The sequence below is a fragment of the Thiorhodococcus minor genome (genome assembly GCF_010820565.1).
Lineage (GTDB): Bacteria > Pseudomonadota > Gammaproteobacteria > Chromatiales > Chromatiaceae > Thiorhodococcus > Thiorhodococcus minor.
Map to the genome: position 1 here is coordinate 37,673 of NZ_JAAIJQ010000033.1, position 25,799 is coordinate 63,471.

At 64.2% G+C, this 25,799-nt stretch carries 23 protein-coding genes; 13 read left to right on the forward strand and 10 right to left on the reverse strand.

The annotated features are described in order from the left end of the window. Positions 1 to 4 precede the first annotated feature (4 nt). From phbB to G3446_RS12610, 7 genes are all read left to right on the forward strand, one after another. Entirely contained in the window at positions 5 to 745 is a 741-nt protein-coding gene (phbB, locus tag G3446_RS12580) for an acetoacetyl-CoA reductase (RefSeq protein ID WP_164453180.1), read from the forward strand. A gap of 424 nt (positions 746 to 1,169) precedes the next feature. Beyond that, on the forward strand, positions 1,170 to 1,922 hold the full coding sequence (locus G3446_RS12585) for a Nif3-like dinuclear metal center hexameric protein (RefSeq protein ID WP_164453181.1): 753 nt from the start codon (positions 1,170 to 1,172) through the stop codon (positions 1,920 to 1,922). A 206-nt stretch (positions 1,923 to 2,128) separates the two neighbouring features. Next, complete coding sequence (petA, locus tag G3446_RS12590) at positions 2,129 to 2,722, forward strand: ubiquinol-cytochrome c reductase iron-sulfur subunit (RefSeq protein ID WP_164453182.1); 594 nt, start codon at positions 2,129 to 2,131, stop codon at positions 2,720 to 2,722. Beyond that, positions 2,722 to 3,966 (forward strand): cytochrome b, encoded by a 1,245-nt coding sequence (locus G3446_RS12595; protein ID WP_164453183.1) that lies wholly within the window; start codon positions 2,722 to 2,724, stop codon positions 3,964 to 3,966. Before petA ends, G3446_RS12595 begins: the two co-directional genes overlap by 1 nt. Further along, positions 3,963 to 4,694 (forward strand): cytochrome c1, encoded by a 732-nt coding sequence (locus G3446_RS12600; RefSeq protein ID WP_164453185.1) that lies wholly within the window; start codon positions 3,963 to 3,965, stop codon positions 4,692 to 4,694. The genes G3446_RS12595 and G3446_RS12600 overlap by 4 nt, the downstream gene beginning before the upstream one ends. A 460-nt stretch (positions 4,695 to 5,154) precedes the next feature. Further along, complete coding sequence (locus G3446_RS12605; protein ID WP_164453187.1) at positions 5,155 to 5,790, forward strand: glutathione S-transferase N-terminal domain-containing protein; 636 nt, start codon at positions 5,155 to 5,157, stop codon at positions 5,788 to 5,790. 20 nt (positions 5,791 to 5,810) lie between these two features. Continuing rightward, positions 5,811 to 6,278: a ClpXP protease specificity-enhancing factor gene (locus G3446_RS12610; RefSeq protein WP_164453188.1), complete on the forward strand. Its 468-nt coding sequence runs from the start codon at positions 5,811 to 5,813 to the stop codon at positions 6,276 to 6,278. 24 nt (positions 6,279 to 6,302) lie between these two features. Here G3446_RS12610 and G3446_RS12615 read toward each other — a convergent pair whose 3' ends face one another. After that, entirely contained in the window at positions 6,303 to 6,617 is a 315-nt protein-coding gene (locus tag G3446_RS12615; RefSeq protein WP_164453189.1) for a DUF3301 domain-containing protein, read from the reverse strand. A gap of 371 nt (positions 6,618 to 6,988) precedes the next feature. Continuing rightward, positions 6,989 to 7,429 (reverse strand): hypothetical protein, encoded by a 441-nt coding sequence (locus G3446_RS12620; RefSeq protein WP_164453190.1) that lies wholly within the window; start codon positions 7,427 to 7,429, stop codon positions 6,989 to 6,991. 243 nt (positions 7,430 to 7,672) lie between these two features. On the opposite strand from G3446_RS12620, the gene G3446_RS12625 reads away from it, so the two are divergent. After that, positions 7,673 to 8,878 (forward strand): TraB/GumN family protein, encoded by a 1,206-nt coding sequence (locus G3446_RS12625; RefSeq protein WP_164453191.1) that lies wholly within the window; start codon positions 7,673 to 7,675, stop codon positions 8,876 to 8,878. 395 nt (positions 8,879 to 9,273) lie between these two features. Here G3446_RS12625 and G3446_RS12630 read toward each other — a convergent pair whose 3' ends face one another. Together G3446_RS12630 and G3446_RS12635 are read right to left on the reverse strand one after the other, a co-directional pair. Beyond that, positions 9,274 to 9,819, reverse strand: coding sequence for a YqiA/YcfP family alpha/beta fold hydrolase (locus G3446_RS12630; RefSeq protein WP_164453192.1), 546 nt, complete (start codon positions 9,817 to 9,819; stop codon positions 9,274 to 9,276). A 15-nt stretch (positions 9,820 to 9,834) separates the two neighbouring features. Continuing rightward, a complete protein-coding gene (locus G3446_RS12635; protein WP_164453193.1) occupies positions 9,835 to 10,785 on the reverse strand; it encodes a hypothetical protein in 951 nt (316 codons plus the stop codon). 173 nt (positions 10,786 to 10,958) lie between these two features. Here G3446_RS12635 and G3446_RS12640 point away from each other — a divergent pair, with 173 nt between their 5' ends. Both G3446_RS12640 and G3446_RS28690 read left to right on the forward strand, forming a co-directional pair. Continuing rightward, the gene (locus G3446_RS12640) at positions 10,959 to 11,729 is read left to right on the forward strand and encodes a spermidine synthase (protein WP_164453194.1); all 771 of its coding nucleotides are present in this window, start codon (positions 10,959 to 10,961) and stop codon (positions 11,727 to 11,729) included. 202 nt (positions 11,730 to 11,931) lie between these two features. Then, a complete protein-coding gene (locus G3446_RS28690; RefSeq protein WP_280818815.1) occupies positions 11,932 to 12,066 on the forward strand; it encodes a hypothetical protein in 135 nt (44 codons plus the stop codon). 224 nt (positions 12,067 to 12,290) lie between these two features. Here the strand turns inward: G3446_RS28690 and G3446_RS12645 are convergent, their stop codons facing one another. The 6 genes from G3446_RS12645 to G3446_RS12670 form a co-directional block, all read right to left on the reverse strand. Next, positions 12,291 to 13,739, reverse strand: a complete 1,449-nt coding sequence (locus tag G3446_RS12645; RefSeq protein ID WP_164453195.1) for a bifunctional 2-methylcitrate dehydratase/aconitate hydratase — start codon at positions 13,737 to 13,739, stop codon at positions 12,291 to 12,293. A 98-nt stretch (positions 13,740 to 13,837) separates the two neighbouring features. Beyond that, positions 13,838 to 14,992, reverse strand: a complete 1,155-nt coding sequence (prpC, locus tag G3446_RS12650) for a bifunctional 2-methylcitrate synthase/citrate synthase (protein WP_164453196.1) — start codon at positions 14,990 to 14,992, stop codon at positions 13,838 to 13,840. 106 nt (positions 14,993 to 15,098) lie between these two features. After that, on the reverse strand, positions 15,099 to 15,983 hold the full coding sequence (gene prpB / locus G3446_RS12655; RefSeq protein ID WP_164453197.1) for a methylisocitrate lyase: 885 nt from the start codon (positions 15,981 to 15,983) through the stop codon (positions 15,099 to 15,101). Between the two features lie 231 nt (positions 15,984 to 16,214). Further along, on the reverse strand, positions 16,215 to 16,910 hold the full coding sequence (locus G3446_RS12660; RefSeq protein ID WP_164453198.1) for a GntR family transcriptional regulator: 696 nt from the start codon (positions 16,908 to 16,910) through the stop codon (positions 16,215 to 16,217). A 209-nt stretch (positions 16,911 to 17,119) separates the two neighbouring features. Beyond that, positions 17,120 to 17,800 (reverse strand): TIGR04282 family arsenosugar biosynthesis glycosyltransferase, encoded by a 681-nt coding sequence (locus tag G3446_RS12665; protein WP_164453199.1) that lies wholly within the window; start codon positions 17,798 to 17,800, stop codon positions 17,120 to 17,122. A 178-nt stretch (positions 17,801 to 17,978) separates the two neighbouring features. Continuing rightward, on the reverse strand, positions 17,979 to 20,525 hold the full coding sequence (locus G3446_RS12670) for a bifunctional diguanylate cyclase/phosphodiesterase (RefSeq protein ID WP_164453200.1): 2,547 nt from the start codon (positions 20,523 to 20,525) through the stop codon (positions 17,979 to 17,981). 427 nt (positions 20,526 to 20,952) lie between these two features. Between G3446_RS12670 and G3446_RS12675 the strand changes: the two genes are divergently transcribed. The 3 genes from G3446_RS12675 to cheB are packed head-to-tail and all read left to right on the forward strand — an operon-like array spanning position 20,953 to position 25,549. Then, positions 20,953 to 22,869: a methyl-accepting chemotaxis protein gene (locus G3446_RS12675; protein ID WP_164453201.1), complete on the forward strand. Its 1,917-nt coding sequence runs from the start codon at positions 20,953 to 20,955 to the stop codon at positions 22,867 to 22,869. 3 nt (positions 22,870 to 22,872) lie between these two features. Further along, a complete protein-coding gene (locus tag G3446_RS12680) occupies positions 22,873 to 24,447 on the forward strand; it encodes a chemotaxis protein CheW (protein WP_164453202.1) in 1,575 nt (524 codons plus the stop codon). Between the two features lie 37 nt (positions 24,448 to 24,484). Next, on the forward strand, positions 24,485 to 25,549 hold the full coding sequence (gene cheB / locus G3446_RS12685; protein WP_164453203.1) for a chemotaxis-specific protein-glutamate methyltransferase CheB: 1,065 nt from the start codon (positions 24,485 to 24,487) through the stop codon (positions 25,547 to 25,549). The last annotated feature ends 250 nt before the right edge of the window (positions 25,550 to 25,799 follow it).

The following is a 25,799-nucleotide window of genomic DNA, read 5'->3' on the forward strand; positions in this document are numbered from 1 at the left end:
TCTTATGGCACGTATCGCACTCGTCACCGGCGGTATCGGCGGCATTGGTACCGCAATCTGTACGCGTCTCGCTAAAGACGGCTGCAGAGTCGTGGCGAATCACCACCCGTCCGAGGCTGCGGCTGCGGAGGAGTGGAAGAAAGCGCGCGCGTCCGAGGGCTTCGATATTGCCACCATCGCTGCTGACGTCTCTTCGTTTGAAGACGCGACGCGCATGATCAAAGAGATCGGCGAGCAGCATGGCCCGGTCGATATTCTGGTGAACTGCGCGGGCATCACCCGCGACAAGACGTTCAAAAAGATGGAGGCCGCCCAGTGGCAGGCGGTCATCAATGTCAATTTGAACAGCGTCTTCAACGTGACGCGTCCGGTGTGGGAAGGCATGCTTGAGCGTGGCTTCGGTCGCATCGTCAACATCTCTTCCGTCAACGGCCAGCGCGGTCAGTTCGGTCAGGCCAACTACTCCGCAGCCAAGGCGGGTATGCACGGGTTCACTATGGCGCTTGCGCAAGAGGGTGCTTCCAAGGGCGTGACCGTCAACACCATCTCGCCCGGCTATGTCGAGACGGCCATGACCTTGGCCATGGATGACAGCGTTCGCAACAGCATCATCGGCGGAATCCCGATGCGCCGCATGGCTCAGCCTGATGAGATTGCGGCGGCAATTGGCTTCTTGGCCGGCGACGAAGCGGCCTACGTGACTGGCGCGAATATCCCGGTCAACGGCGGTCTGTTCATGCACTGATTGTGGCGACTTCCCGGGCTGGCCTCAGTGGTCCTCCGGGGAGCCTGAAAGATTTTACCGAGTCCTCCTCGTCTCTCTCATCATGAGACGTTTATAGCCCGGCTCCCCGCCGGGCTTTTTTTTTGCCTGTTTGCAGGGCGTCGGTGCTGCGCCGAAGCGCTCTTTGCGCGAGCGGCTCGATGGTCTCGCTCCGGGCGCCGAATGCCGTCGTCCGGCTGTTCGGAGGGATTCGCCGTGCAGCCATCAAGGCGTTGGCGAGAACCGCGAAGCGAGCGGGCGGGTTGGACCAGTCCGCGAGGCTTGGATTAAGCTAGGGCTTATCTAACGGGGGGTTAAGGGGCGCTCAGCTGCTGCCGCAAGGATGGTGGCTCGCGGCGACGATGGGCCTTCCTGCGATCCGCTTCCACTCGATAAGGGCTTCCGCATGATTGAGCCGCGCGCACTGGTCGCTTACTGTGACCGCTTCCTCGAGGCCTCGCGCTTCAGTGACTACGCGCCGAACGGCTTGCAAGTCGAGGGCGAGCGGCCGATCCGGCGACTCGTTTCGGGGGTCACCGCGAGCGCCGCCTTGATCGAGGCCGCCATCGCCGAGGAGGCCGACGCCATCCTGGTCCATCACGGTTGGTTCTGGAAGGGCGAGAGCCCCTGCCTCGTCGGCATGAAGGGGCGGCGTGCAAGGATGATTCTCAGGGCGGGCATGAGCTTGATCGCCTACCATCTGCCGCTCGACGCCCATCCCGAGATCGGCAACAACGTTTTGCTCGGGCGACGGCTCGGATTCGTCGAAGCGGAACCATCCGCGCTTGGCGATGGTCTCTTATGGGTCGCTCGCCTTCAGGAGCCACTGGCTCCCGATGTCTTCGCGGCCTTCGTTTCGGATTCCCTGGGGCGCGAGCCGCTGCTGGTCGGTCAAATGCCGAGACGCATCGCGCGTGTCGCATGGTGTACGGGGGGCGGTCAGGGGCACATCGAGCAGGCTGCGGAGCTTGGTGTGGACGCCTTCCTCAGCGGGGAGATCTCCGAGCAGACGACGCATCAGGCGCGCGAGCTCGGAGTGTGCTTTGTCGCTGCGGGTCATCACGCGACAGAACGCTATGGTGCTCAGGCGCTTGGAGAGCATTTAGCCGAGAGCTTCGGGCTGCGCCATCGCTTCGTCGACATCGAGAATCCGGCGTGAGAATCAGTCGCTGGAAGGGATCAGGCTTACTTTTTCTCAGCTTTTTCCTTGACCTAGCGCGCAGGGATCGAAGAGAATGCGCGGTCGATTTTGCAGTTAATCGTCATATTCTAAATTTTTCCACCTGAACGTTTCATCCAAGCTGCGTGGAGTGCTGGCCTGGCTCGCTTTGGGCAGTGCTTGCAACAGCCGGGGGATTTTGGCCTATGAGCGCGCAAGGCGTGAACAAAATGAGGCGACGAGTACTCGTTGCCGCGACGAGCGTGGTCGGTGCCGTTGGTGCCGGTTACGCCCTGGTCCCGTTCGTCGCATCCATGAATCCGAGTGCTCGTGCTCGGGCTGCGGGTGCGCCGGTCGAAGCCGATGTCAGTAAGCTGGAGCCAGGCGCCCTGCTGCGCGTCAAGTGGCGTGGCAAGCCGATCTGGGTCGTGCGTCGGACGCCCGAAATGCTCGATGCGCTGCCGACCAACGACCCGCGTCTCGTCGATCCGAATTCGGAAGTTGCGCAACAGCCCGAGTACTGCAAGAACCCGGCGCGCTCGATCAAGCCGGACTACTGGGTTGCCATCGGGATCTGCACCCATCTGGGCTGCTCGCCGACCTACCGGCCAGAATTCGCCCCGGACGACCTTGGCCCGCAGTGGAAGGGCGGTTTCTTCTGCCCCTGCCACGGCTCGAAGTTCGACCTGGCCGGGCGTGTGTTCAAGGGGGTCCCGGCGCCGACCAACCTGGTGATCCCAAAGCACACCTATCTGAACGACACCACCATCTTGGTCGGTGAAGATGGAGGAGCGGCCTGATGAGCGCTGAAAAGACCGAAAACCTCAGCTGGATCGACAAGCGATTTCCGCTCACGGAGACCTGGCGCGCACATCTCTCCGAATATTATGCGCCGAAGAATCTGAACTTCTGGTCCTTCTTCGGCTCTCTCGCAATCCTTACCCTTGTGATTCAGATCGTCACGGGTATCTGGCTTGCGATGAGCTACAAGCCCGACGCCGATCTGGCCTTTGCCTCGGTCGAGTACATCATGCGCGATGTCGATTGGGGCTGGGTCATTCGCTACATGCACTCCACGGGTGCGTCGGCCTTCTTCATCGTCATCTACATGCACATGTTCCGCGGTCTACTCTGGGGCTCCTACCGTAAGCCGCGCGAGCTACTGTGGATCATCGGCGTGGTCATCTACCTCGTGATGATGGCGACCGCCTTCTTCGGCTACCTCCTGCCGTGGGGCCAAATGTCCTATTGGGGTGCTCAGGTTATTGTCAACCTGTTCGCCGCTGTCCCTGGGATCGGTGAAGACCTCTCGGTTTGGGTCCGTGGTGACTACGTCATTTCCGACGCGACACTGAACCGTTTCTTCGCATTCCACTTCTTGCTGCCTTTCCTTCTCGTCGGGCTGGTGTTCATGCATATCGTGGCCCTCCACCACGTCGGCTCCAATAACCCCGACGGCATCGAGATCAAGCAAGGACCGAAGGGCAATAAGTGGAGCGACAAGGCGCCTGCGGACGGCATCCCCTTCCACCCCTACTACACCGTCAAGGATCTGATGGGGGTCGTGGTCTTCCTGGCGCTGTTTAGTGTCGTCATGTTCTTCATGCCGACCTTCGGCGGGCTTTTCCTGGAGCCGCCGAACTTCCAGCCAGCCAACCCCATGCAAACGCCGGCGCACATCGCGCCTGTCTGGTACTTCACCCCCTTCTACGCCATGCTGCGCGCGGTGCCGCCGATGTGGGACTCGCAGTTTCCTGGCGTGGTCGTCATGTTCGCGGCCATCTTGATCCTGTTCGTTCTGCCGTGGCTCGATCGCAGCCCGGTCAAGTCGATGCGCTACAAGGGGCCGATCTTCAAGTGGGCTACGGCAATCTTTGCTGTGTCCTTCGTCGTACTGGCCTGGCTGGGCATGCAGCCGGTGTCTGACCTTTACACCCTGCTCGCACAGATCTTCACGACGCTGTACTTCGCCTACTTCCTGCTGATGCCGATCTACAGCGCTTTGGACAAGACCAAGCCCGTTCCTGAGAGGGTGACCTCATGAGAAAGCTGATCATTGCCACCCTTTTCGCGTTGGTGCCGGCGGCCCTGCCGGCCTCCGAGGCCCTGCACTTGGAGCATGCTGACATTGATCTGCATGACCAAGCCTCTTTGCAGCGCGGCGCCAAGTACTTCGTCAACTACTGCATGGGCTGCCACAGCCTGCAGTACATGCGCTACAACCGTATGGCGAAGGACCTAGGAATCGACGAGGTGACGCTGCGTGAGAATCTGCTCTTCGGCGATGCCAAGCCGGGCGACCTCATGACCAATGCAATGCGTGCCGAGGATGCCCTCAAGTGGTTCGGCACCGCGGTGCCGGATCTCACGCTGGCCACCCGCTGGCGCTCTCCGGATTGGGTCTACACCTATCTCAAGAGCTTCTACCTGGATGACACACGGCCCTACGGCGTAAACAACGTCGTCTTCCCCCTGGTCGGCATGCCACATGTTCTGAGCGATCTCCAGGGCAAGCAGGAGGCCATCGTCGAGCCGCCTCATGAGGAAGGTGGCGAGCCTATCGTTGCGGGCGTCAAGCTCGTCGAGGAGGGCTCGTTGTCGCCGAAGGAATACGACGCGGTGGTGCGTGACATCACTGCCTTCCTGACCTATGCCGGCGAGCCGTTCAAGCTTGAGCGTCAGCGTCTCGGCGTCTACGTGCTGCTCTTCCTGGGTGTGCTGTTCATCCTGGCCTATCTGCTCAAGAAAGAGTACTGGAAAGACGTCCACTGACCGGGCGCCGGCCGCCTCGGCGGCCGTGAGTGAGGCCTGACTTGGTCCGCGTAGAGCGGGCCAGGCTCAGTCCCTCACTAGTCTGTGACACCCCAGCGCTTCGCTCTACGGGGGCAATACCAAGCGCCGCCCATGTCCGTTTCTCGGGAGGGCGGCTCTGCGCCGATTCCGGGAAGTCGCCGTCGGCAGATCCGGAAGAGGCCTCCTCCCCAGTCGCCTCTCGAGCACTGTCGCTCAAATTTCCCGTCCAAGCCGCACCCCCCCAGGTATACTTGTGGGATTGACGGTTCGGTGGCTTTCACTCCGTTCCTGCTCGTCGGGCTGGGTCTGCGCTGCCTTTGGGCGCGCCAGGGCTTGGCTGCGAGTGCGGGGGTGATGGCTGGATCTCGGCTCGGAAGAGTCGCAAACCTTGATTCAAGAGCCCTGCCGGGCTCCGCCTGCGCGCTGGAGAAGGCAAGAAATGGCAGAGGCCGCTAGCAGACGAGCAGTGATGACCCTATTTTCCGACCCTCATTGCCCCTACTGTCACCGCGTGCGCATGGTGCTCGCGGAAAAGGGGATATCGGTTGACGTCGTCGACGTGGACGCCAATGCGCTGCCCGACGAGGTGATGGACTTCAATCCCTACGGCACCGTTCCGACCTTCGTCGACCGCGAGCTGCGTCTCTACGAGTCGCGGATCATCATGGAGTACCTCGACGAGCGCTTTCCGCATCCGCCGCTCCTGCCGGTGGACCCAGTATCGCGCGCCAACGCCCGGCTCTTCATGTATCGGATCGACCGAGACTGGTACACGCTGATGGGGCGCATCCTCAAAGGCGAAGGCAGCGAGGTCGATCAGGCACGCAAGGAGCTGCGAGAGAGCTTGATCGTGACGGCACCGCTCTTCGGAGTGTATCCCTTCTTCATGAGCGAGGAGTTCTCCCTCGTCGACTGCTGTGTCGCTCCGCTTCTATGGCGCCTCCCTGTGCTGGGCGTCGATCTGCCGCCACAGGCGGATGCGATCCGTGTCTACATGAAGCGAATCTTCGGTTGGGATGCGTTCCGGCAGAGTCTGACCGAGGCTGAGAAGGAGATGATCGCGGACGCCGGCTGATGAACGATAGCGCCGATAACATGACCTCTAGCAAGCCCTATCTCATCCGGGCCATCTACGAGTGGATCCTCGATAACGGGATGACGCCGCACCTCGTGGTCGAAGCCGAGTATCCCGGCGCTCAGGTGCCGGTCGAGTTCGTCGAGGAGGGGCGTATCGTCCTCAATATCTCTCCAAGCGCGGTCAAGGGCTTGGTGATCGGCAACGACTGGATTCAGTTCAACGCACGTTTCAGCGGCGTAGCGCGTGAAGTCATGGCGCCGAGCGAGGCGGTGCTGGGTATCTTCACGCGTGAGAACGGGCAGGGGATGGTCTTCCCCGAGCCACGCTACCCGGATGCCGAGCCCGAAGTGGGTACCGAGTCGGCCGGTCCCAAGCTGAGGCCGCTGGATGCCGCTCCGGAGGCGTCGCCGGGGTCCGTCGCGCCAGCTGCTGCGCGTGGCAAGGGCAAAGGCAAAGGCGGGCCGACCCTCAAGGTGGTCAAGTAGTCCGAATGTCTCGACCCGCGCCCTCTAGGCATCGCTGACGTCCGTGGGCAGGCCGAAGCTCAGGTCCTCTAGCGCCAAGCCACGCAGCACGATGTGGCCGCTTCTCCTGCCGACCCCCTCCTCGCTGAAGTCGAACCTGTAGACGCGGCGGATGCGGATGCCCTCGGCGCGCCACGCGAGACCAAGCTTGCGCAGAGCCACGGCCTGATCGAGGAATTGAAGCCCCCGTTGCTTGCAGGCGGTTTGGCAGACTCCGGTCGCGATCTCCCGTGACCGCAGGCTGTCGAGCCAGAACCAGCCGAGGAGCAGCACGAGGAAGATGGCAAGCAAATTGTCCATGGGTTGTCTCGCTGCGTTGCCGCGTGGTCGCCGCTGATGCGTGGGGCTCGATCGCGCTGGGGGGCGATTCTCATTGCGCTTCTCACCCCGCTACTGGGGGCTTGCGACCGCGCAGCTCCGCCGGCGGAAGATCGCGCCGGGTCTTCGCCCGCTCGAGGAGCCGACGCCATCGCGGGTGATCCGCGCTCTCTCGAGATCAGGCGCATCAAAGATCTCCTGCTCGCGGATCGCTTCATGGAAGCGCAGCGTGCCTTGCGGGCCCTCCAAGAGACGCGCTCATCGCTGCCCGCCGACCGGCAGCTGGAGATCGACCGGCTCGAGGCGCTCTTCGCCGGCGCTCGCTGAGCGCGCCAGTGCCTATGGTCCAGGGCTCACTCGAAAGTGGGCAGGCCTGACTCGAGCCACCACTTCTTCGCCTCTTCGTCGTAGCGCCAGACTTGACGGTCGGTCAGCTTCTTGACGACCTGCCTGTCCTCATGCAGATACTCGATATTGACGATCTGCATGGCCGTGTCACTGTCCTTCTTGGCGATGGGCGCCTGTACCACGTCGTATCCCGTCAAGCGTATGCCCTCCAGATTGGCGGGGAGGTCGCGATCTTTTCGCTTTTCGGGGTCCACGAAGCCATAGGCGTTCTCATAGTAGCCCCAGCGCAGGGCACTCCGATAACCGTTGGTTGCGTTCTGTAGGGTCACTGCCATCTTGTCTTTCTTCACCGAGCCGCAAGCCGGGAGTGTGGCGGCCAACAGCAGTGAGAGGCCGAGGAGCAGCGGCCGGTCAAAGGGAGTCGGGCGGCTGAGTGAAAGAGCCATGGTGTCGTCCTTATCGGAGGTCGGAAAGCGCTTGCGCATGATAAGGGAGGATGCGCTGGCGTCAAAAAGGGCTAGGCCGGTCGACTCAAGATGCCAGGGCGGGCTCGCGGATCCAAGTCTTGCCGCGGAGTTTGACCTGGGCGCGCTCGCTGCGCCAAACCGAGGCTCGGATTGGCATTCAATCCTCGCCCCGCTAGGGTATCATGCGGCTCTTTTGTCAAAGCTGCTCAGCGACGAATGCCCATGGTCGAGCCACTAGAGCCACAACGCGAGCTGCTTCTGGATGCGGGGGTCGAGGTGACCCTCCTCGGGACGGCCCATGTCTCGCGCGCGAGCGCCGAGCAAGTCCGCAAGCTGATGCAGTCGGGCACCTATGATGCGATTGCGGTCGAGCTCTGCCGCAGTCGTTTCAATGCCTTGATGGATCCCAAGTCCCTCTCGCAGATGGACCTCTTCTCGGTGATCCGCCAGAACCGTGTCTACATGGTGGTCGCCAACCTCGCCTTGTCCGCCTACCAGCAGCGACTTGCCGATCAGTTCGGTATCGAGCCGGGTGCCGAGCAGCGGGCCGCGATCCGACTTGCCAAGGAGCGCGACTTGCCTGTGATGCTGATCGACCGCGAGATCGGCGTCACCCTGAAGCGCATTTCGGGCAATCTCGGCTGGTGGAAGCGCTACAGCCTGTTCGCCGGGCTGCTGGCGGCCATGGTGACCTCGGACGAGGTCACCGAGGACGAGATCGAGCGGCTCAAGGAAGGGGACGTGCTCGAGACGACCTTCGCCGAGTTCGCCGCGGATCGTAGTGATCTCTATGTTCCCTTGATCGCTGAGCGCGACAGTTACATGGCCGCCAAGCTGGCCCGCGAGGCGTCACGCATGGATGCCAAGCGCATTCTCGTCGTGGTCGGGGTCGGACACCTCAGAGGGATCGCGGAGGAATTGTCGCGGGCTCAGGGAGATCCCGCGGCGGTGCTGCGCGCGCTGGAGGAGATTCCGCCGCCGAGCAAGTGGCCTTCCGTCTTGGCATGGGGGCTCTTGCTTTTGATTTTGGCGGGCTTCGGTTACGGTTTCGCGATGGGGCCGGAGGTCGGGCTGGAGCTCGTCGTGTCTTGGGTCGTCATCACCGGGGGGCTCTCCGCCGTCGGGACCTTGTTGGCGGCTGGGCATCCGCTGACCATCGTGTCTGCCTTCCTGGCGGCGCCGCTGACGACCTTGAACCCGACCATCGGGGCTGGAATGGTGACAGGAGCCGTCGAGCTCTACTTGCGCAAGCCGAGCGTGGGAGACTTCAGTCGCCTGAGGGCGGATGTCGCCAACTGGCGCGGGTGGTGGAGAAACCGGGTGTCTCGGGTTCTGGTGGTGTTCTTGCTGAGCAGTCTCGGTGCCGGTCTCGGGACCTATATCGCCGGCTTCAAGATCATCGAAACCCTGTTTCATGTCTCGAGCTAGCGACCTTTCGATCGAGACCAAATCGCGCCTCGGACTAAGCTGCGATCCCATCATCGATGTGGAGACATCAGTGCTGGGAGTGTCGGCCTTAAGGCGATTTCCGAGAGTCTTCTTACCAGGGGCGATTCGATCACGCGCCATCGGGCAGGCATTGCGTGGGAGCGCCGCCCGGCGCGACGGATCAGCTCCGACCGCCTCAGCCGCGGCGGGGCGCCGCTCCCACGGATCGAGCGGCTGCCCCGACCCGACGTCGCTCGGCCGAGCTATGAAGCCGGCGCCTCGACCGCCTCTCTGGTATCAGCTTCCCTGGAAATCGCCTAAGGCCGCAGCCGGTTGACCTGGAGGTCAATGCGCCCAGCGTCACCCGTTCCTGCAGCATCGGATGGAACGGAGCCCTAGGCGCTTGCGCCGGAGGAGCCGCGCTCGAGCAGATGCGTCCGAATGACTTCGAGGGCGGCGTCCATATGCTGAAAGGCGTGGTCGCCCCCCTCCCAGACGAGACATCGCCCGCAGTCGCGGTAGAGACGCTCGGCGATGCGATAGTCGATCACCTTGTCCCCCGTCTCCAGGAACAGCGTCGTCGGTGTGCCGTCGCAGGGCTGGTCGATCGTATAGATCCGTGTCTTCTGGATCGTCGCCTCATCCAGGCCGACGTTGGTCAGCGTCCAGGGGGTGAGCGCGGGGTTGATCATGAAGAGGTGCGAACAGGGGATGTGTCGCGCCATGTACTGGCCGTAGAATCCGCCCATCGAGCTCCCGACGACGGCCGGCCTGGCGTCGCCGAGCTCGGCGAAGAAATCCATCAGGGTCTCGATTGCGGCGTCTGGCTGATGCGCGGGGTAGTCGGGGGCGCGAACGTCGAAAGAACCTAGCTGGCTGCGCAGCAACTGGCCCTTGGCGGAGCGGCTGGAGCTGTAGAGGCCGTGCAGATAGACGAGCATGGTCGCTTCGCCACGTCAGGCCGACGAGGCTTCCTCTGGTGGATGGCTCGATTGGAAGCGCCTGGAATCGATGTAGGTGCGCTTGAACTGTTGGCAGCGATCGATGTACTCGCGCATGCTCTTGGGCATGGGGACGCGGGCGCGCACCAGATAGCTGACCAGATCAGTGCCTTCGCGAAGCAGCCGCGTCCCCTCCACGGCTTCGCGGATGTCCTTCGCGTCATGGATGCTAGGCAGGGCGGGGTCATAGTTGCAGACGCGCTCGCTCGCGACGACATAGGCGGGCCACACATCGAAGACGATCGGGTCCGTCCGCAGGATCTCGCACTTGCGCTTCGCCGCCTCGGCAAGCGCGTCGAGGCGAGGTCCGATGTTGCGGATCTGCCGGCTCTCGGCGAAGGTGTCTTTCATGGCCGAGGTGATGCGGTCGATGTCCTGCATGGTCATGGCGATCTTCAGATAGCGGCTGGCGTAGAAGGCCTCGATGGGCATCGAGAAGGCCTTGAAGGGCTCTCCCCAGAGCTCGTCGATGCCCTCGTCGCCACCGCGGTGGCGCACCATCTTGCCCAGCTCGAGCGCCTCGATGAGGCAGTGGCCGCACTCGCGCATTAGGGTGTGATCTGGACCGATCTCGACGCCAGCGGTCTGCAGGTCGACCAAACTGCGAAAGATGTCCGCCGCACGATTGAAGAGTGCGCCTGCCAGCATGGCCCCATTGACACGCTTGCGCTCGGTATCGGTCTCGGCCTCGTAGGCCTCGCGCGCCTCTCTCAGCCGCGTGCCTGGGATGTTGATGCCGTGCTCGACGTGATTGAAAAGGCGCCGGGTCAGCGCCTCGATGAGCTGACGGCGGACATCGAAGCTGTCTTTCGGCGGATCGTAATACTTGATCCAATACCCATCGTAATAGATGCGCGGCTGGCCGTCGAAGTCGCGTTTTGTGCCGTTGACTGGAGACTGATACATGCTGCGCATCAATGTCCGTAGCTGTTGATGGGGCTTGATTCAGAGACCACGATGAGCCCGACGAGGTCCCGGGCCTGCCTCGCTCCTGGAAACCCTCTCTTGAGATCGATCACCGGCCAGGCCGATGGACTAGAATCATGGGCCGTGATCAAAACGCTGCTAGGTGATCGAGCATGCTTACGAAGGATCAGTTTACCGCGATTGTCATGGCGCTCGTCGTCTGGGGATTCGCCGGGGCCTTGTTCGGTGCCTTGTTTGCCGGACTATACCAGGTGCTTGTCGTGCTGGGTCTGACTGGCTGGGAGCCCCTGGTGATTGCCGCTGCCGCGGCTGCGATGACGACATCGGCATTTTATAGCGCGATGCCGGTGGCCCTGGTAGGTGCCATGGCCGGGGTGTTGGCCTCCATTGGCTATTTGATTGCCTCCGGTCAAGAAGTCCAGCTGTTGGCGATTGTCGGCACCGCCGCCGTGTTTGGGGTGATCGCCGGCAGCTTCTACTCCTGGATCGCCAAGAGTGGGAGTCGGCCGCTGGCGGAGACCTTGACCGGTCTCTTGGCTGGCTTGCTCGCCGGCACTGTGCTTGCCCTTGTGCTGGGTCTTCTCGGTACGCAGATCGGGATGTTCGTCCTTGCGGCGGGTGTCGTGGCCTTGGTCGGGACCTTTTTTCAGATGGCCGAGCGCTGGCTGGTCGGTCGCAGCCTGAGCTGGCTGCCGGATGGCTTGGCGGCGCCCGTGGTCGCCGGGCTTATCGCGGCCGTGGTGGGTGCGAGCATTTGGATCGTTGGCGGGACGACGTCCGCCATGCTCGACCTGGGGGCGAAACAAGAGATCAGCGATGTCCTGCGCGACATCCCCCCAGGACTGACCGGCGGTCTGCTTGGCGGCGCGCTGACGGGAATCCTGCTCGAGCTGCTCGGCTTCCATCTCGAAGACCAGATTTAGGGCGACGGCCAGATATGACGCGACAAGGCGCCGGGAGCGAGCCGAATGGGGCTAGGCACCGACGCCGGGTCCATCGGTTTTCACAGCTGCGCTCCGCGCCAAAGCCTTACTTTCGGCAATAGTTTTGCGCTAACCTGCGCTGCGGCCTCGCCCGAACGGCGTGGCGCAATGGGCAATCGCTCCAGAGCCGGAGGAAATGCAGATGACGCAGATGCTGATTGGATTGGCTATCGGGATCGTGGTCGGCTGGAATTGGGAGCAGCCGGCGTGGGCAAAAGGCCTGCAGGCGAAGTTCGTCAAGTTGGTGCGTGTGGGCTCGGATAAGTCCGGCCAATGAGCGCAGGGGGCGCTCAGCCACCCAGGGGCTGTCGGCGCATGGGGATCGCTTGAGCCTGTGGGCTTGATCGGGCGCAGGGTCGCGAGCTGAGGCCCTTTCATCGCGATGCCGTCATCTCGACAATGGCCCACGAGGATGGACGCTTCCGGGCTTCGCAGGGATGGAGATCGAGCACAGCCGCCAGGTGCTCCCCACGTCTCGTGCTGGGGAGCACCTGGATGCCTTTAGATCATGAACAGATCCATGAACTGGTTGAGCGGCGTTGACATCAACGCCTGCTCGTCCTGGCAGAGGTCGTAGATGCGCTGGGCCTGGCCCTTGGGGAAGCGGGTCTTGAGCGCGTCCAAGAGCTTGGCCTCCAGGACCGGAATGCCCTCGGCGCGGCGACGACGGTGGCCGATGGGGTACTCGACCTCGACCTTTTCGGTCTTGGAGCCGTCGGTGAAGAAGACCTGGACGGCGTTGGCGATCGAGCGCTTCTCGGGATCCAGGTACTCCTGGGTGTAGCGCGGGTCCTCGGTGACCACCATCTTTTCGCGCAGGGCGTCGATGCGCGGGTCCTTGGCGACCGCGTCCTCGTAGTCGTCGGCCGTGAGGCGACCGAAGATGAGCGGCACGGCGACCATGTACTGCAGGCAGTGGTCGCGGTCGGCCGGGTTGTGGAGCGGGCCGTCCTTGCTGATGATGCGGATGGCGGATTCCTGGGTGGTCAGCTCGATGCGCTCGATCTGGTCGACGCGGTCCTTGACCTGCTCATGCAGGGTCATGGCGCACTCGGCGGCGGTCTGGGCGTGGAACTCGGCCGGGAAGCTGATCTTGAATAGGATGTTCTCCATCACATAGCTGCCGTAGTCGCGCTGGAACGCAAACTTGTTGCCCTTGAAGAGCACGTCGTAGAAGCCCCAGCGCGGCGCGCTCAGGACCGAGGGCAGCCCCATCTCTCCCTTCTGCACCATCATGGCGAGCCGCACCGCGCGCGAGCTGGCGTCGCCGGCCGCCCAGGACTTGCGCGAGCCCGTGTTGGGCGCGTGGCGATAGGTCCGCAGCGACTGCCCGTCGACCCAGGCCTGCGACAGGGTGTCGATGACCTGGTCCTTGTCGGCGCCCAGCATGAGCGCTGAGACGCCGGCCGAGGCGACCTTCACCAGCAGCACGTGATCGAGTCCGACCCGGTTGAAGCTGTTCTCCAGCGCCAGCACCCCTTGGATCTCGTGGGCCTTGACCATGTAGCTCAGGACGTCGCCCACCGTCAGGGGCGCGGCGCCGTCGGCCACGGCCTTGCGTGAGAGATAGTCGCCCAGGCCGAGGATGGCGCCCAGGTTGTCCGAGGGGTGCCCCCACTCGGCGGCCAGCCAGGTGTCGTTGAAGTCGAGCCAGCGCACCATGGCACCGATGTCCCAGGCGGCCTTGACCGGGTCCATGGTGTGCTGAGTGCCTGGCACACGGGCACCGTTCGGGACGGTCGTGCCAGGAACGATGGGGCCGAGGTGCTTGGCGCACTCCGGGTACTGAAGGGCCAGCATGGCGCAGCCCAGCGAGTCCATCAGGCAGTGCCGGGCGGTGGTGATGGCCTCTTGCGAGTCGATCTTGTAGTCGCAGACATAGTCCGCAATGGCGACCAGCTCCTGGTCCGGATCGGGACGCAGGTTGGCGTCGGCGATGTGAGCGCTCATGGTTCGGATCTCATTTGGTGGTTAAAGAGAGCCTCCAGCTCCCAGCGGTCGGCCTCCAGCTCTTTGGTGGAGTGCTTGCGCTGGCAGCTGGTGGCTGGTCAGCGCTGCTCGATCGGTTTCCACTCGAGGTTCTCGACGCCAACATAGTTGGCGCTGGGGCGGATGATCTTGCCGTCCTTGCGCTGCTCGATGACGTGCGCGGCCCAGCCCGTGGTGCGCGAGATGACGAAGATCGGCGTGAAGAGGGCGGTCGGCACGCCCATCTGGGCGTAGGACACGGCGGAGAACCAGTCGAGGTTGGGGAACATCTTCTTGAGGCTCCACATGAGGGTCTCCAAGCGATCCGCCACCTCGAACATCCGCATGTGGCCGTTGCCCTCGGAGAGGCGCTTGGCAACCGACTTGATCACTTCGTTGCGCGGGTCTGAGATGGTGTAGACCGGGTGGCCGAAGCCGATGATGATCTCCTTGCGGCCGACGCGCTCGGTGATGTCGGCCTCGGCCTCGTCGGCGGTGGCGTAGCGCTGCTGGACCTCGCAGGCGGCCTCGTTGGCGCCGCCGTGCTTGGGGCCGCGCAGCGCGCCGATGGCGCCCGTGATGGCCGAGTACATGTCCGAGTTGGTGCCGGCGACCACGCGCGCGGCGAAGGTCGAGGCGTTGAACTCGTGCTCGGCGTAGAGGATGAGCGAGGTGTGCATGGCGCGCACCCATTCCTCGCTCGGCGTCTCGCCATGCAGCAGGTGCAGGAAGTGGCCGCCGATGGAGTCGTCGTCGGTCTCGACCTCGATGCGCCGGCCGTTGTGGGCGAAGTGATACCAATAGAGCAGCATGGAGCCGAAGCTGGCGATGAGCCGATCGCCGATGTCGCGCGCTGCGGCAACCGGCATGCTGTCCTTCTCGGGCTCCAGGGTGCCGAGCACCGAGCAGCCGGTGCGCATCACGTCCATGGGGTGGGCCGAGGGCGGCAGCTGCTCCAGGGCCGTCTTGAGGGCGGCGGGCAAGCCGCGCAGGGCCTTGAGCTTGCGCTTGTAGGCGGCCAGCTCGCTGCGGGTCGGCAGGCGCTCGTGGATCAGCAGGTGGGCGATCTCCTCGAACTCGGCCGTGTCGGCGAAGTCGAGGATGTCATAGCCACGGTAGTGCAGATCGTTTCCGGTGCGCCCGACCGTGCAGATGCCCGTGTTGCCGGCGGCGGTGCCGGACAGGGCGACAGACTTCTTCGGCTTGGGCAGTTGGCTCTCTTGGTTTTCAGCCATGATCGATGTCTCCTCGGTCTGGAGTGGTGTCCGGCCCCTGAATTGGCCGGTGTGGACCCAATCGTGAGGGCGCGATTGCTGGCCGGGGCGGGGCCCCGGGCGATCGCTAGTCTTCTGCCTTTCCCTGGGCGAACAGCACGTCGAGCTTCTGCTCGAAGCTGTGGTAGTCGAGATAGTCGTAGAGGTCCATGCGGGTCTGCATGGTGTCGAGCACCTTGGCCTGGGTTCCATCGCGGCGGATGGCCTGGTAGACGTTGAGCGCGGCCTGATTCATGGCGCGGAACGCCGAGAGCGGATAGAGCACGAGCGAGACGCCAACGTCCGCCAGCTCGTCGGTCTTGAACAGGGGCGTGGCGCCGAACTCGGTGATGTTGGCGAGCACGGGCACCTTCACCGCGGCGGTGAATTCCTTGTACTGGGCCAGCTCGGTCATGGCCTCTGGGAAGATCATGTCGGCGCCGGCCTCGACACAGGCGATGGCGCGCTCGATGGCCGAGTCCATCCCTTCGACGGCGAGCGCGTCGGTGCGGGCCATGATGACGAAGTCGTCGGTGCGCGCGTCTACGGCGGCCTTGATGCGGTCGACCATCTCGTCCTTGGAGACGATGGCCTTGCCGGGCCTGTGTCCGCAACGCTTGGCGGCGACCTGGTCCTCGATGTGGCAGCCGGCCGCGCCATTGCGGATCAGCTGCTTGACGGTGCGGGCGATATTGAAGGCGCTGCCCCAGCCGGTGTCGGCGTCGACCAGCAAGGGCAGGCCGGTCGCGTAGGTGATGCGGCTGACGTCCTCGAGCACATTGTCCAGGCTCGTCATGCCCAGATCCGGGATGCCGTAGGAGCCGGCCGCGACGCCGCCGCCGGAGAGGTAGAGCGCGCGGTAGCCGGTGCGCTCGGCCATGCGGGCGTGATAGGCGTTGATGGCGCCGACCACTTGCAGGGGGCACTCCTCTTGCACGGCGAGGCGCAGCTTGGCGCCTTGGGTCTTTGTCATGGTGGTCTCCGGTCGATTTATCCCAAAAAGAGCAGTTGAACCGCAAAGGGCACAAAGAGCGCAGAGGATTTCAACATCTTGTCTGCGAAGCCATGCTCACCCAGAGGGTGAAGCGACGCGGCAATGCAAGCCTCTGTTTTTCTTAGTGTCCTTCGCGCCTTTGCGGTTCTAATTGCCGAATCTAGGTTTATAGTTGTCAGGTGTCAGGTGTCAGGTGTCAGGTGTCAGGTGTCAGGTGTCTGAGGGGCGCATCGCCGCCAGGCGCCGCTCGGTCGCCTTGCGCGAGGCGCGGATGTGGCGGCGCATCAGCCACTCGGCCAGCTCTCCATCGCGCTCGGCGATGGCGTCGACGACTAGCTCGTGCTCCTTGAGGGCATCCCTGGCCCGGTCGCTCTTCATGCCGAATTGGCAGCGGTACATGCGTGCCAGGTGGTAGAGATCGTTGCAGAGGATGTTGGCGAGCCGACGGTTGCCGCTGCCCTGCACGATGCGGAAATGAAAGTCCAGGTCCCCTTCCTTTTGGAAGTAGGCCTGCCATTCCTCCTGGGCGACGTCGTTGCGGTGCTGCGCCAGCAGTCGCTTGAGGTCGGCGATGGCCGCGTCGCTCATGTGCTCGGCCGCCAGGCGGGCGGCCATGCCTTCCAGCGCTTCGCGGATCACATAGATCTCGAGCAACTGCTCGCTGGTCAGTGTGATGACGCGTGCCCCCACATTGGGCTTGCGCTCGACCAGGCTGCTCGACTCCAGTCGGCGCATGGCCTCGCGCAAGGGGCCTCGGCTAATGCCGAAGCGTGCCGCCAGGACGGGCTCGCTGATCTTGCTGCCGGGCGGGATCTCGCCCTCGACGATGGCCTGGCGGAGTTGATCGAAGATGCGATCCGCGATGGTCGCGGTCACTTCAGGTAAAGCTTCAGCGGTGATTGCCATGGCTTGAAGTGTCGACACTGATCCAGTCATAGGTGAAAAATGGCCTCAAAAACGGGCATTGTCAATATTATTGTCGACAATTTTGGTTTCGGGAGTGAAGTGTCTGGGTCGCGAAGGCGTTCGTGTCCAGGCTCGGCTGTTGGCGGGGTCGCGCGCTTGCGCGAAGGCTAAGGGGTGCTTGTCTGGCGTCCTGACGGCGGCGGTCCGGGCTAGTCTGCGGCATGCGCTAGGACCGGCCAAGGAGGTTGGAGTCCTGGTGGTAAAAGGACAAGGTCCTCGGGACGGTCGATGTCGGCCAATGCGGGGAGCTCGCTCCAGCTCCATCGTAGGTCGCGGAGTCGCTGGCGGGTGAGGTCGGCGACCCGATCGCCCCCCCAAGGCATTCCGTCGAAGAGATGGTGCGATAGCCGTTTGAATCCCAAAAGCACATAACCGCCGTCTAATGCGGGGCCGAGAACGGCATGGCTCCAGCGGAGCCGCTCACGCGCCATCTCGAGGTAGTCGGCCGTGAGGTCGGGGCAGTCGGTGCCAATGAGAAGAACAGCGTCGGCGCGTGTCAGTCCTTGCCGTGCTGCGTGCGCGAGTCGCTGACCCAGATTTTCGCCGTACTGCCGATGCAGGCTCAGGGCATGGCGGCGTGCGAGATCGCCGAAGGTCGGGTGACTGGCGTCTGGCGCGGCCCAGAGCTCCAAGCGTGCTCGGGGCGCCTCGCTCAGCCTTTCGAGGAGATCGGCCATGAGGTGTTCTTGCAGCGCTGCCGCGCCAGCGGGGCCGAGGGCGGGAATCAGGCGGGTCTTCGCCTCGCCCGCGACAGGGGCTCGTCCGAAGATCAGCGTGCGTGTGGTGAGCCCAGCCGGCTCGTCGCGTGCACTCTCGTGCAGGCTTGGCATGGTTCTGCTCCCGTCTGTCGCTATGACGATCTGCCTGATCGGCGATGTGGGGGCAGTTGCCGCGGGTGTCACTTGATCCATGATCAAACGCGAGCTTCCGAGCTTCCGAGCTTCCGAGCTTCCGAGCTTCCGAGCTTCCGAGCAGTGACGCCTGGGCTCGGAGAAAAAGGGCCATGCGTTACTCTGACAGGAGGTGCTCCGCCCGATCGGCCCAGAGCGCCGGCTGCCGATAGGCGGCGATCCATTGCGGCAGTTGCGCCGCGGTCATTGGCCGCGCGATTCCGTAGCCCTGGGCGCGATCACAGCCTAGGCGCATCAGCAAACTGCCGTGCTCGAGGGTCTCCACGCCTTCGGCAATGATGTCACGGCCGAAGGCGCGGGCCATGCCGATGACGCCTTCGACGATGTTGCGATCCTCCCTGTCCTGGAGCATGTTGCGGACGAAGGTCTGATCGATCTTGAGCGTTCCCGCGGGCAGCCGTCGCAGATAGATCAGCGAAGAGTAGCCGGTTCCGAAGTCGTCGAGGGCAAAGGAAAGCCCGAGCCGGGCGCCCTCGCCAATCACCGCGCTCACCAGGCCGAGGTCCTGAAGCGCGGTCGTCTCCAAAATCTCTAGCTCGATGCTTTGCGCTTGGACCCTCGGGTGACGGTCGATGATGCATGAAACTTCGTGCAGGAAATCGGGCGTTTGCAGTGATTGCGCCGACACGTTGATGTGCAGGCGCAAGGAAAGTCCCTGCTGGACCCAGGTCGCCTGCTGGGCCAGTGCCTCGCTCAGTACCCAGTGATCGAGCTCGCGGATCAAATCCGTTCCTTCGATGGCGGGCAGGAATTCGATTGGCGCCAAGAGGCCTCGCAGTGGGTGCTGCCAGCGGACCAGTGCCTCTACGGCCTCGATGCAGCCACGGCGCATGTTGACGATCGGCTGATAGCGCAGACAGAGCTCGCCTGCGTCGATCGCCCGCGCGATGCTGTGCAGCAGCTCGCGGCTGGCGATCGCCTGGCGGTCTTGCTCGGGGTCGAAGAATTGAAAGTTGTTGCGCCCGCACTGCTTTGCCAAGTACATGGCGTGGTCGGCGTGACGCAACAGGGTATCGGCGTCCCCGTGGTCGTCCGGATAGAGCGTTGCTCCGATGCTGGCAGAGACTGGGTGGGGCTGGCCTTGGATGAGCTGATGCTTGCTCAGGCTGCGTAAGACGCGCTCCAGGACTTGGGTGCAGGTGCTCAGGTCGACCATGTCCGTGAGTACGAGTGCGAACTCGTCCCCGCCCCAGCGGGCGACGGTGTCGCCCGGGCGAACGCTCGCGGTGAGGTGATCCGCGACGGCCCGAAGCAGGTCATCTCCGGCTTCATGGCCGCATTGGTCGTTGATCGGCTTGAAGTCGTCGAGATCCAGATAGCAAACGGCAACGAGACAGCCTTCGCGGTCGGCGACGGCGATGGCCTGCTGTAGCCGATTGAGCAGCAGCCGCCGGTTCGGGAGTCCGGTGAGATGGTCGTAGTAGGCCATCGCCTCTAGGCGACTCTGGCTGTCTCGTAAGGCTTGCTCGGCTACGCGCCGTTCGGTGATGTCCTGCGCCGCGGCATAGATCAAGCCGGTGTCGGCGGGCGCGGTGGCGGACCAGGCGAGGGTGCGCAGACTGCCGTCCTTGCAGAGGTAACGGTTCTCGAAATAGTCGCTATCGCGTCCTTGCAGCAGCGCCTGGAGCTTCGCGCGGGTTGTTTCAGAATCGCCAGGATAGAGATAGTCGAGCAGGTGATGCCCGATCAGCTCGTCCTGACGATAGCCGAGTATCTCCGTCCAGGCTGGATTGACGCGCCGGATCGTCCCGTCGAGGCTGGCAATGAGAAAGAGATGCAGGGATAGCCCGAAGAATCTGGCTTGCTCGTCCTCGGCCTGTCTCAGCTCCGTGTTGTCGCGGGCGACGCCCGCTAGGCGGATGGCGCGGCCGTCGGCGCCGCGAACCGCGTCGCCATAGATGACGAGCCAGTGGGTCGAGTCGTCGGGCCAAACGACTCTGAGCTCCAGGTTTTGTGCCGCGCCATCCTCGACGCAGGCGCGTAAGCTGGCGCGCCAGCGCGGTAGATCCTCAGGGTGGACCCGGGCGTCGAGCTCAGCGAGCCTGCCTCGGCTGCTCCCGGGCGGAAGCCCCCAGATGGACACCATCTCTTCCGACCAGACGACCAGGTCGTTGTCGGTGTGCCATTCCCAGACGGCGGTTCCGGAAAGGCGCAGGGCCAGGTAGAGATGCTCCTCGGTATCGCGGAGGGCATCCTGCATCCTGGTGCGCTCGGTGACGTCTTGCGCGGCGCCGAGGAGCCACGCCGGTTTGCCCGCGGCATCGTAGCGCACCTCGCCGTAGTCTTGGATCACGCGAATCCGCCCATCGTCCGGGCGGGTGATCCTGTGCTGGTGCAGGTAGGAGGTCCCTTCTTCCAGGGCCTTTTGGAGGGCGCCCTGCATGCCGGCTCGGTCGTCCGAGTGAACCATGTGCAGCAGGCCGTCCAGCGTCCGATTCCCCCGCTCGACCCCGTGGATGTCGCACCATTCCGGGGTCGGTATGAAGCCGGTCGTTTTCGGCTCGAGCATCCAGCCGCCAACCTGAGCGAGGCGTCCGGCATGGGTCAGCAATAGGCCGCACTCATCGGCCGAAATGACTCGGGCTGAGGCTGTTTGGTGCGTGGAGGCCTCGGTGTGGGCAAGGCCGCGAGACTCCCGTTTCATCGGGCGGGGCTCTTTGTCTTCTCTTAACGTTGGCTGCCGATATCATAGCGGGGTTTGCGTCGGCGATCGGCAGATTTCGCACGGCCAGCCAAACTGGCGACGATCGCCGCGGCCGGGGCGGCGAAGCCGGCACGTCAGCGCGGCGGCATCCAGGGAGGCTCGCCACCTGAATGCAGGGCCATGCTTGCCGACCTGCTTCTGTCTGACGTGCCTCGGCCCGAGCCGCTGATGCCTGATCTGCGAGTCGTGTCACAGATTCGCGCGGTTCACGCGGGTGTTCCGCCATAGACCCGGTGCATTCCGCATCGCCCACCCGAGCCTGCGCTAAGCTCTGCCTATGCCCTCGACGCGCGCCAGTTCTGCCTGCTTCCCCCGCTCAGCCTCAGGCTGCCCGATCACCTAGTCCTTCGTAGCACGGAGATACCGCATGGCCCTCGTGAAGAACAGCTCCACCCTCGGTGATGGCATTGCGACCCAAGGCAAGACCTCGGCGGCTGCGGCCCGCGAGGCCGAGGCGCAGCGCAAGCGGGCGCGCACCCTGGCAAAGCAGCAGCAAGCAGCCGAGCGGATCGCTGCGGCCACCGGCGAGCTGTCCTCAGGTATCAATGAGGCGGCCTCCGCGGCCGAGGAGCTCAAGCGCGCGGCCGATCAGATCGCGACCGGAGCCGAGGAGGCCTCAGGAGCGGCCCAGGAGTCCCTGGCGGCCTTCAAGCAGGTCGAGGTCTCCATTGCGCGCCAGTTGCGGAGCGCGGAGACCAGCCAGGGCAGGACCGAGGCCACTCAGGACTTGGTGGGCAGGGCAAGCACCGAGATCTCGGGCCTGGTCGCCAATGTCGGCGTCGCGGCCCAGCGTCAGGCGGCTTCCGTCGAGAAGGTGGCCGAGCTGGAGAAGCAGGCGGCCAGCATCGGCAACATCGTCAAGGCGGTCGCGCGCATCGCGGATCAGACCAACCTATTGGCGTTGAACGCGGCTATCGAGGCGGCCCGCGCAGGCAAGCACGGCAAGGGCTTCGCGGTTGTGGCCGACGAGGTGCGTACGCTGGCGGAGACCTCCGAGAAGAGCGCCAAGCAGATTCAGGATCTCGTGGGACAGATTCAGACGGAGGTGAAGGTCATCGCCGAAGGGATCGGCCGTTCGGCCGAGACGGTCGAGGCCGAGGCGGAGAAGGGCAAGACCATTACCGCGCAATTGGAGCAGATCCGCTCGGACGCCGCCGAGATCGTCAAGGGTGTGCAGGAAATCGCCGCCGGTGCCCAGCAGTCCAGCACGGCCGCCGGGCAGGCGCTCAAGGGCTCAGAGGACATCGCCGCCGCCGCCGAGGAGCAGTCCGCCGCGGCCGAGGAGGCCGCCAAGACGGTGGCCGAGCAGGCACAGGCCCTGGCCGAGTGCGAGCAAGCGGCGCAGGCCCTCTCGGAGCTGGCGGAGGATCTCAAGACCTCCACGGATGTGGCCAAGAGCGCGGAAGAGGTCGCCTCCTCCGCCGAGCAGCTTTCCTCCGCCGTGTCCGAGATCAATCGCGCCAGCACCCAAATCATGGTCGCCATCGAGCAGATCCGCAAAGGCGCCGAGGTGCAGTCGGCCGGCACCGAGGAATCGGCGGCCGCCATCGCTCAGATCGAGCGTGGACTCGAGCTCGCGCAAGCCCGCGCGACCGCGGGATCGGAGAAGGTGCTGGCGATCAAGACCCTCCTGGCCGAGAACAAGGCCACGGTCGACGGCCTCGTCCAGGGTATCTCCGGCGCGGCGGACGCCTCTCGGTCGAGTATCAAGCAGATCAAGGATCTGGAGCTGGTGTCGCGGCGGATCGACAAGATCGTCGACGCCATCACCACGGTCTCCATCCAGACCAATATGCTGGCGGTCAACGGCTCTATCGAAGCGGCCCGCGCGGGCGAGTTCGGCAAGGGCTTCGTGGTGGTGGCCACCGACATCCGCAACCTGGCGCACGACTCGGCCGAGAACGCCGACAACATCAAGGATCTGGTGAAGGCGGTCCAGGATCAGATCGGCTTGGTCGGACGCGACCTCGAGGAGATCGTCGCCTCCGCGATCGGCGAGGTGGAGAAGGCCAAGGTCACGACGAGCAATCTCGTCACCATCGAGACGGATATCCTGACCGTCGAGAGCGGCACGCAAGAGATCCTGGACGCCGCCAACGAGATCGTTGCGGCCATCTCTCAGGTCAAGACCGGGGTCGAGCAGATCTCGACCGCCGCCCAAGAGGCCGACAAGGCGGCCAGCGAGGCGGCCTCCGCCTCCCAGCAGCAGTCGCAGGGGGCCGAGGAGCTGGCGGCCGCCATCGAGGAGATCGCATCGCTCGCCGATGAGCTGCAGAGTGCCTGAGCCATGACCTCAGAAACCCTCAAAGAACCAGAGGTCTCGCCCCCGGATCGGGACGAGGCGCAGGACGAGCTCGAGTCCGAGCTGCGGCAGTTCGTGACCTTCATCCTGGGGGCGGAGGTCTTCGCCGTGGACATGGCCCCGGTGCAGGAGATCATTCGGGTTCCGGAGGTGGTTCGCGTGCCCCTGGCCCCGCCGAGTCTCGACGGCTTGGCCAATCTGCGCGGCCAGGTGCTGCCGATCATCTCGCTGCGTCACCTCTTCGGGCTCGACGCACGCGACAACGACGATACCACGCGTGCCCTGGTGATCGACATCGGTCAGCCCCTGGGCTTCGTGGTGGACAGGGTCGCCAGCGTGGTCGGCGTCGAGCCGTCCAAGATCGAGGCGGTCGGGGCGATCAGCAGCACCGTGGATACGGAGCTGTTGTCCGGTCTCATCAAGGATGTCGGCGGCCACACCATGATCATGGTCTTGGACTTCGCCCGCTTGATCGGCCGGGAGTTCGCCGAGATCGCCAGTCTGGCGACCTCGGCGGCCATGGTCGGGGAGCTGTCCAGCGCGCTGGAGGCGGAAGATGAGGAAGACGGGGACGAGCTGCAGCTGGTGAGCTTCGAGGTGGCTGGCCAGGAGTACGCCATCGCCATCGAGAATGTGCAGGAGATCGTTCAGGTCCCCGAGCGTATCGTCGAGGTGCCGCGCTCCGAGCAGCACGTCCTGGGTGTCATGAGCTTGCGCAACCGCCTCTTGCCCCTGGTGAGTCTGCGGCGGATGTTTGCCTTGCCGCCGCGCGAGGCGGACGACCACAGTCGTATCGTCGTGGTGTCTCTAGGGAGTACCTCGGTGGGTGTCGTCATGGACCGCGTCAACGAGGTCTTACGGGTCGCCAAGGATGACGTCGAAGCCATGCCTGGTCTCTTGGCGCGCGACAGCGATCTCGCGGAGATTTCGGACATTTGCAGGCTCGATGGCGGTGAGCGCCTCGTCTCGATCATCTCGACCGATCATCTCTTCCGCCATTCCGCCATCGAGGAGGCCCTGACGACTGTGGACATTCTGAACGACGAGGAGCGGCAAGCGGCCGCATCCCAGGCCGGGGCGCATGAGGAGGTCGACGCCGACGACGACGAGCAGGTCGTGGTCTTTCGCCTGGACAAGGAGGAGTTCGGGGTGCCGATCGAGAGTGTGCAGGAGATCGTGCGCGTTCCCGATGAGCTGACCCATGTCCCCAAGGCGCCCGCCTTCGTCGAAGGCGTCATCAATCTGCGCGGCAGCGTGCTGCCGGTGATCGACCTGCGCCGACGCCTGGGACTCGCCGACGTGGAGCGGTCCGACCGTCAGCGCGTCATGGTCTTTCTGCTCGAGGGTGCGCGCACCGGCTTCATCGTGGATTCGGTCGCCGAGGTGCTCAAGATCCCGAGGGAAGCGATCGAGCCAGCTCCGCGGCTGTCCGGGGAGCAGGCCGAGCTGCTGGCGCGCATGGCGAATCTGGGGCGCGAAAAGCGCCTGGTGCAGTTGATCGACCCGACGCAGCTGATCCAGAAGCCTGAGCTGGCGGATTTGGCGGAGCTGTCGGCGTGAAAGCGCTCAGGCGAAGGGCAGGGAGGATTCAGGGAGCATGATCAAGCTCTTGATCGTCGATGATTCGGCCTTGATGCGCCGCCAGCTCGCCAATGTATTTCAGGCCGAGGACGACTTCGAGATTCGTCAGGCACGCAATGGCCGGGAGGCGGTCGAGGAGAACCGGACCTTCGAGCCGGACGTGGTGACGCTGGATATCAACATGCCGGAAATGGACGGCATCACAGCGCTCTCGCTGCTGATGGCGGAGCGTCCTGTGCCCGTGGTGATGGTGTCCTCGCTGACGGAGAAGGGGGCGCTTGCCACCTTCGAAGCGCTGAATTTAGGGGCCGTGGACTATCTGGCCAAGCCGGGCGGGACGATTTCACTCTCGATCGAGGAGATCAGCACCGAGCTGGTGGCCAAGGTCCGTGCCGCGGCGGGCGCCCGCCTCAAGGGCAAGGGAGCCCGCCGCGCGACACCGCGTCCGCGGGAAGAGCGCGCTCGTCCAGCCCCGCGTCCGGCGGCCGCGCGGCGACCCGAGGCCAGCGAAGGCCTGGTCGTGATCGGCGTGTCGACGGGCGGCCCGCGCACGCTCGAGGATATCCTGCCGCTGTGGCCGGCGGATTTTCCATGGCCGGTCCTGGTCTCCCAGCACATGCCCGCTTCCTTCACCCGCCCCTTCGCCGAGCGCATGAATGCGCTATGCGCGCTCGATGTGGTGGAAGTCGTCCGGCCCATGCAGGTGGAGCCGGGAACCATCTATATCGGCAAGGGCGGAGCGGACATGGTGGTTGGCCGGCGTGGCGGACGCCTGACCGCGCTCAGCAAGCCAGAGGGCAAGGACTATCTATGGCATCCCTCGGTAGAGCTCCTCGGCCGCTCCGTCTTGGAGCACTGCGATCCCGCGCATGTCGTTGGCATCATGCTGACCGGAATGGGCTACGACGGCGCCGATGCCTTCGCCGAGATCAAGCAGCGTGGTGGCCGCACCATTGCCGAATCCGAGCAATCAGCCATCGTCTTCGGGATGCCCGCGGAGCTGATTGCCCGCAATGGCGCCAGCTTGGTGCTAGGGGCCGAGAAGATTGCGGCTCAGGTCAACGCCTGGGCGAGCCGTTGATCGCATGGACAGCGGGTGGCCGGTGCTTGCCGCGGTCGCGGCGTTGGTCGCCAGCAGGCGACCTGGGTCATCGCCTCCAAAGGGCGCCCGCGTCCGTTCTCCGCGACACGAGACGTCTCCTCGATTCCATCGAATCGCACCACAATCCCACTGACCACTGACCACTGACCACTGACCACTGACCACTGACCACAGCCCAGAGACCAAAACCCAGCCCGACGGGCCCCACCCGGAAGGCCGCAGGCGACCC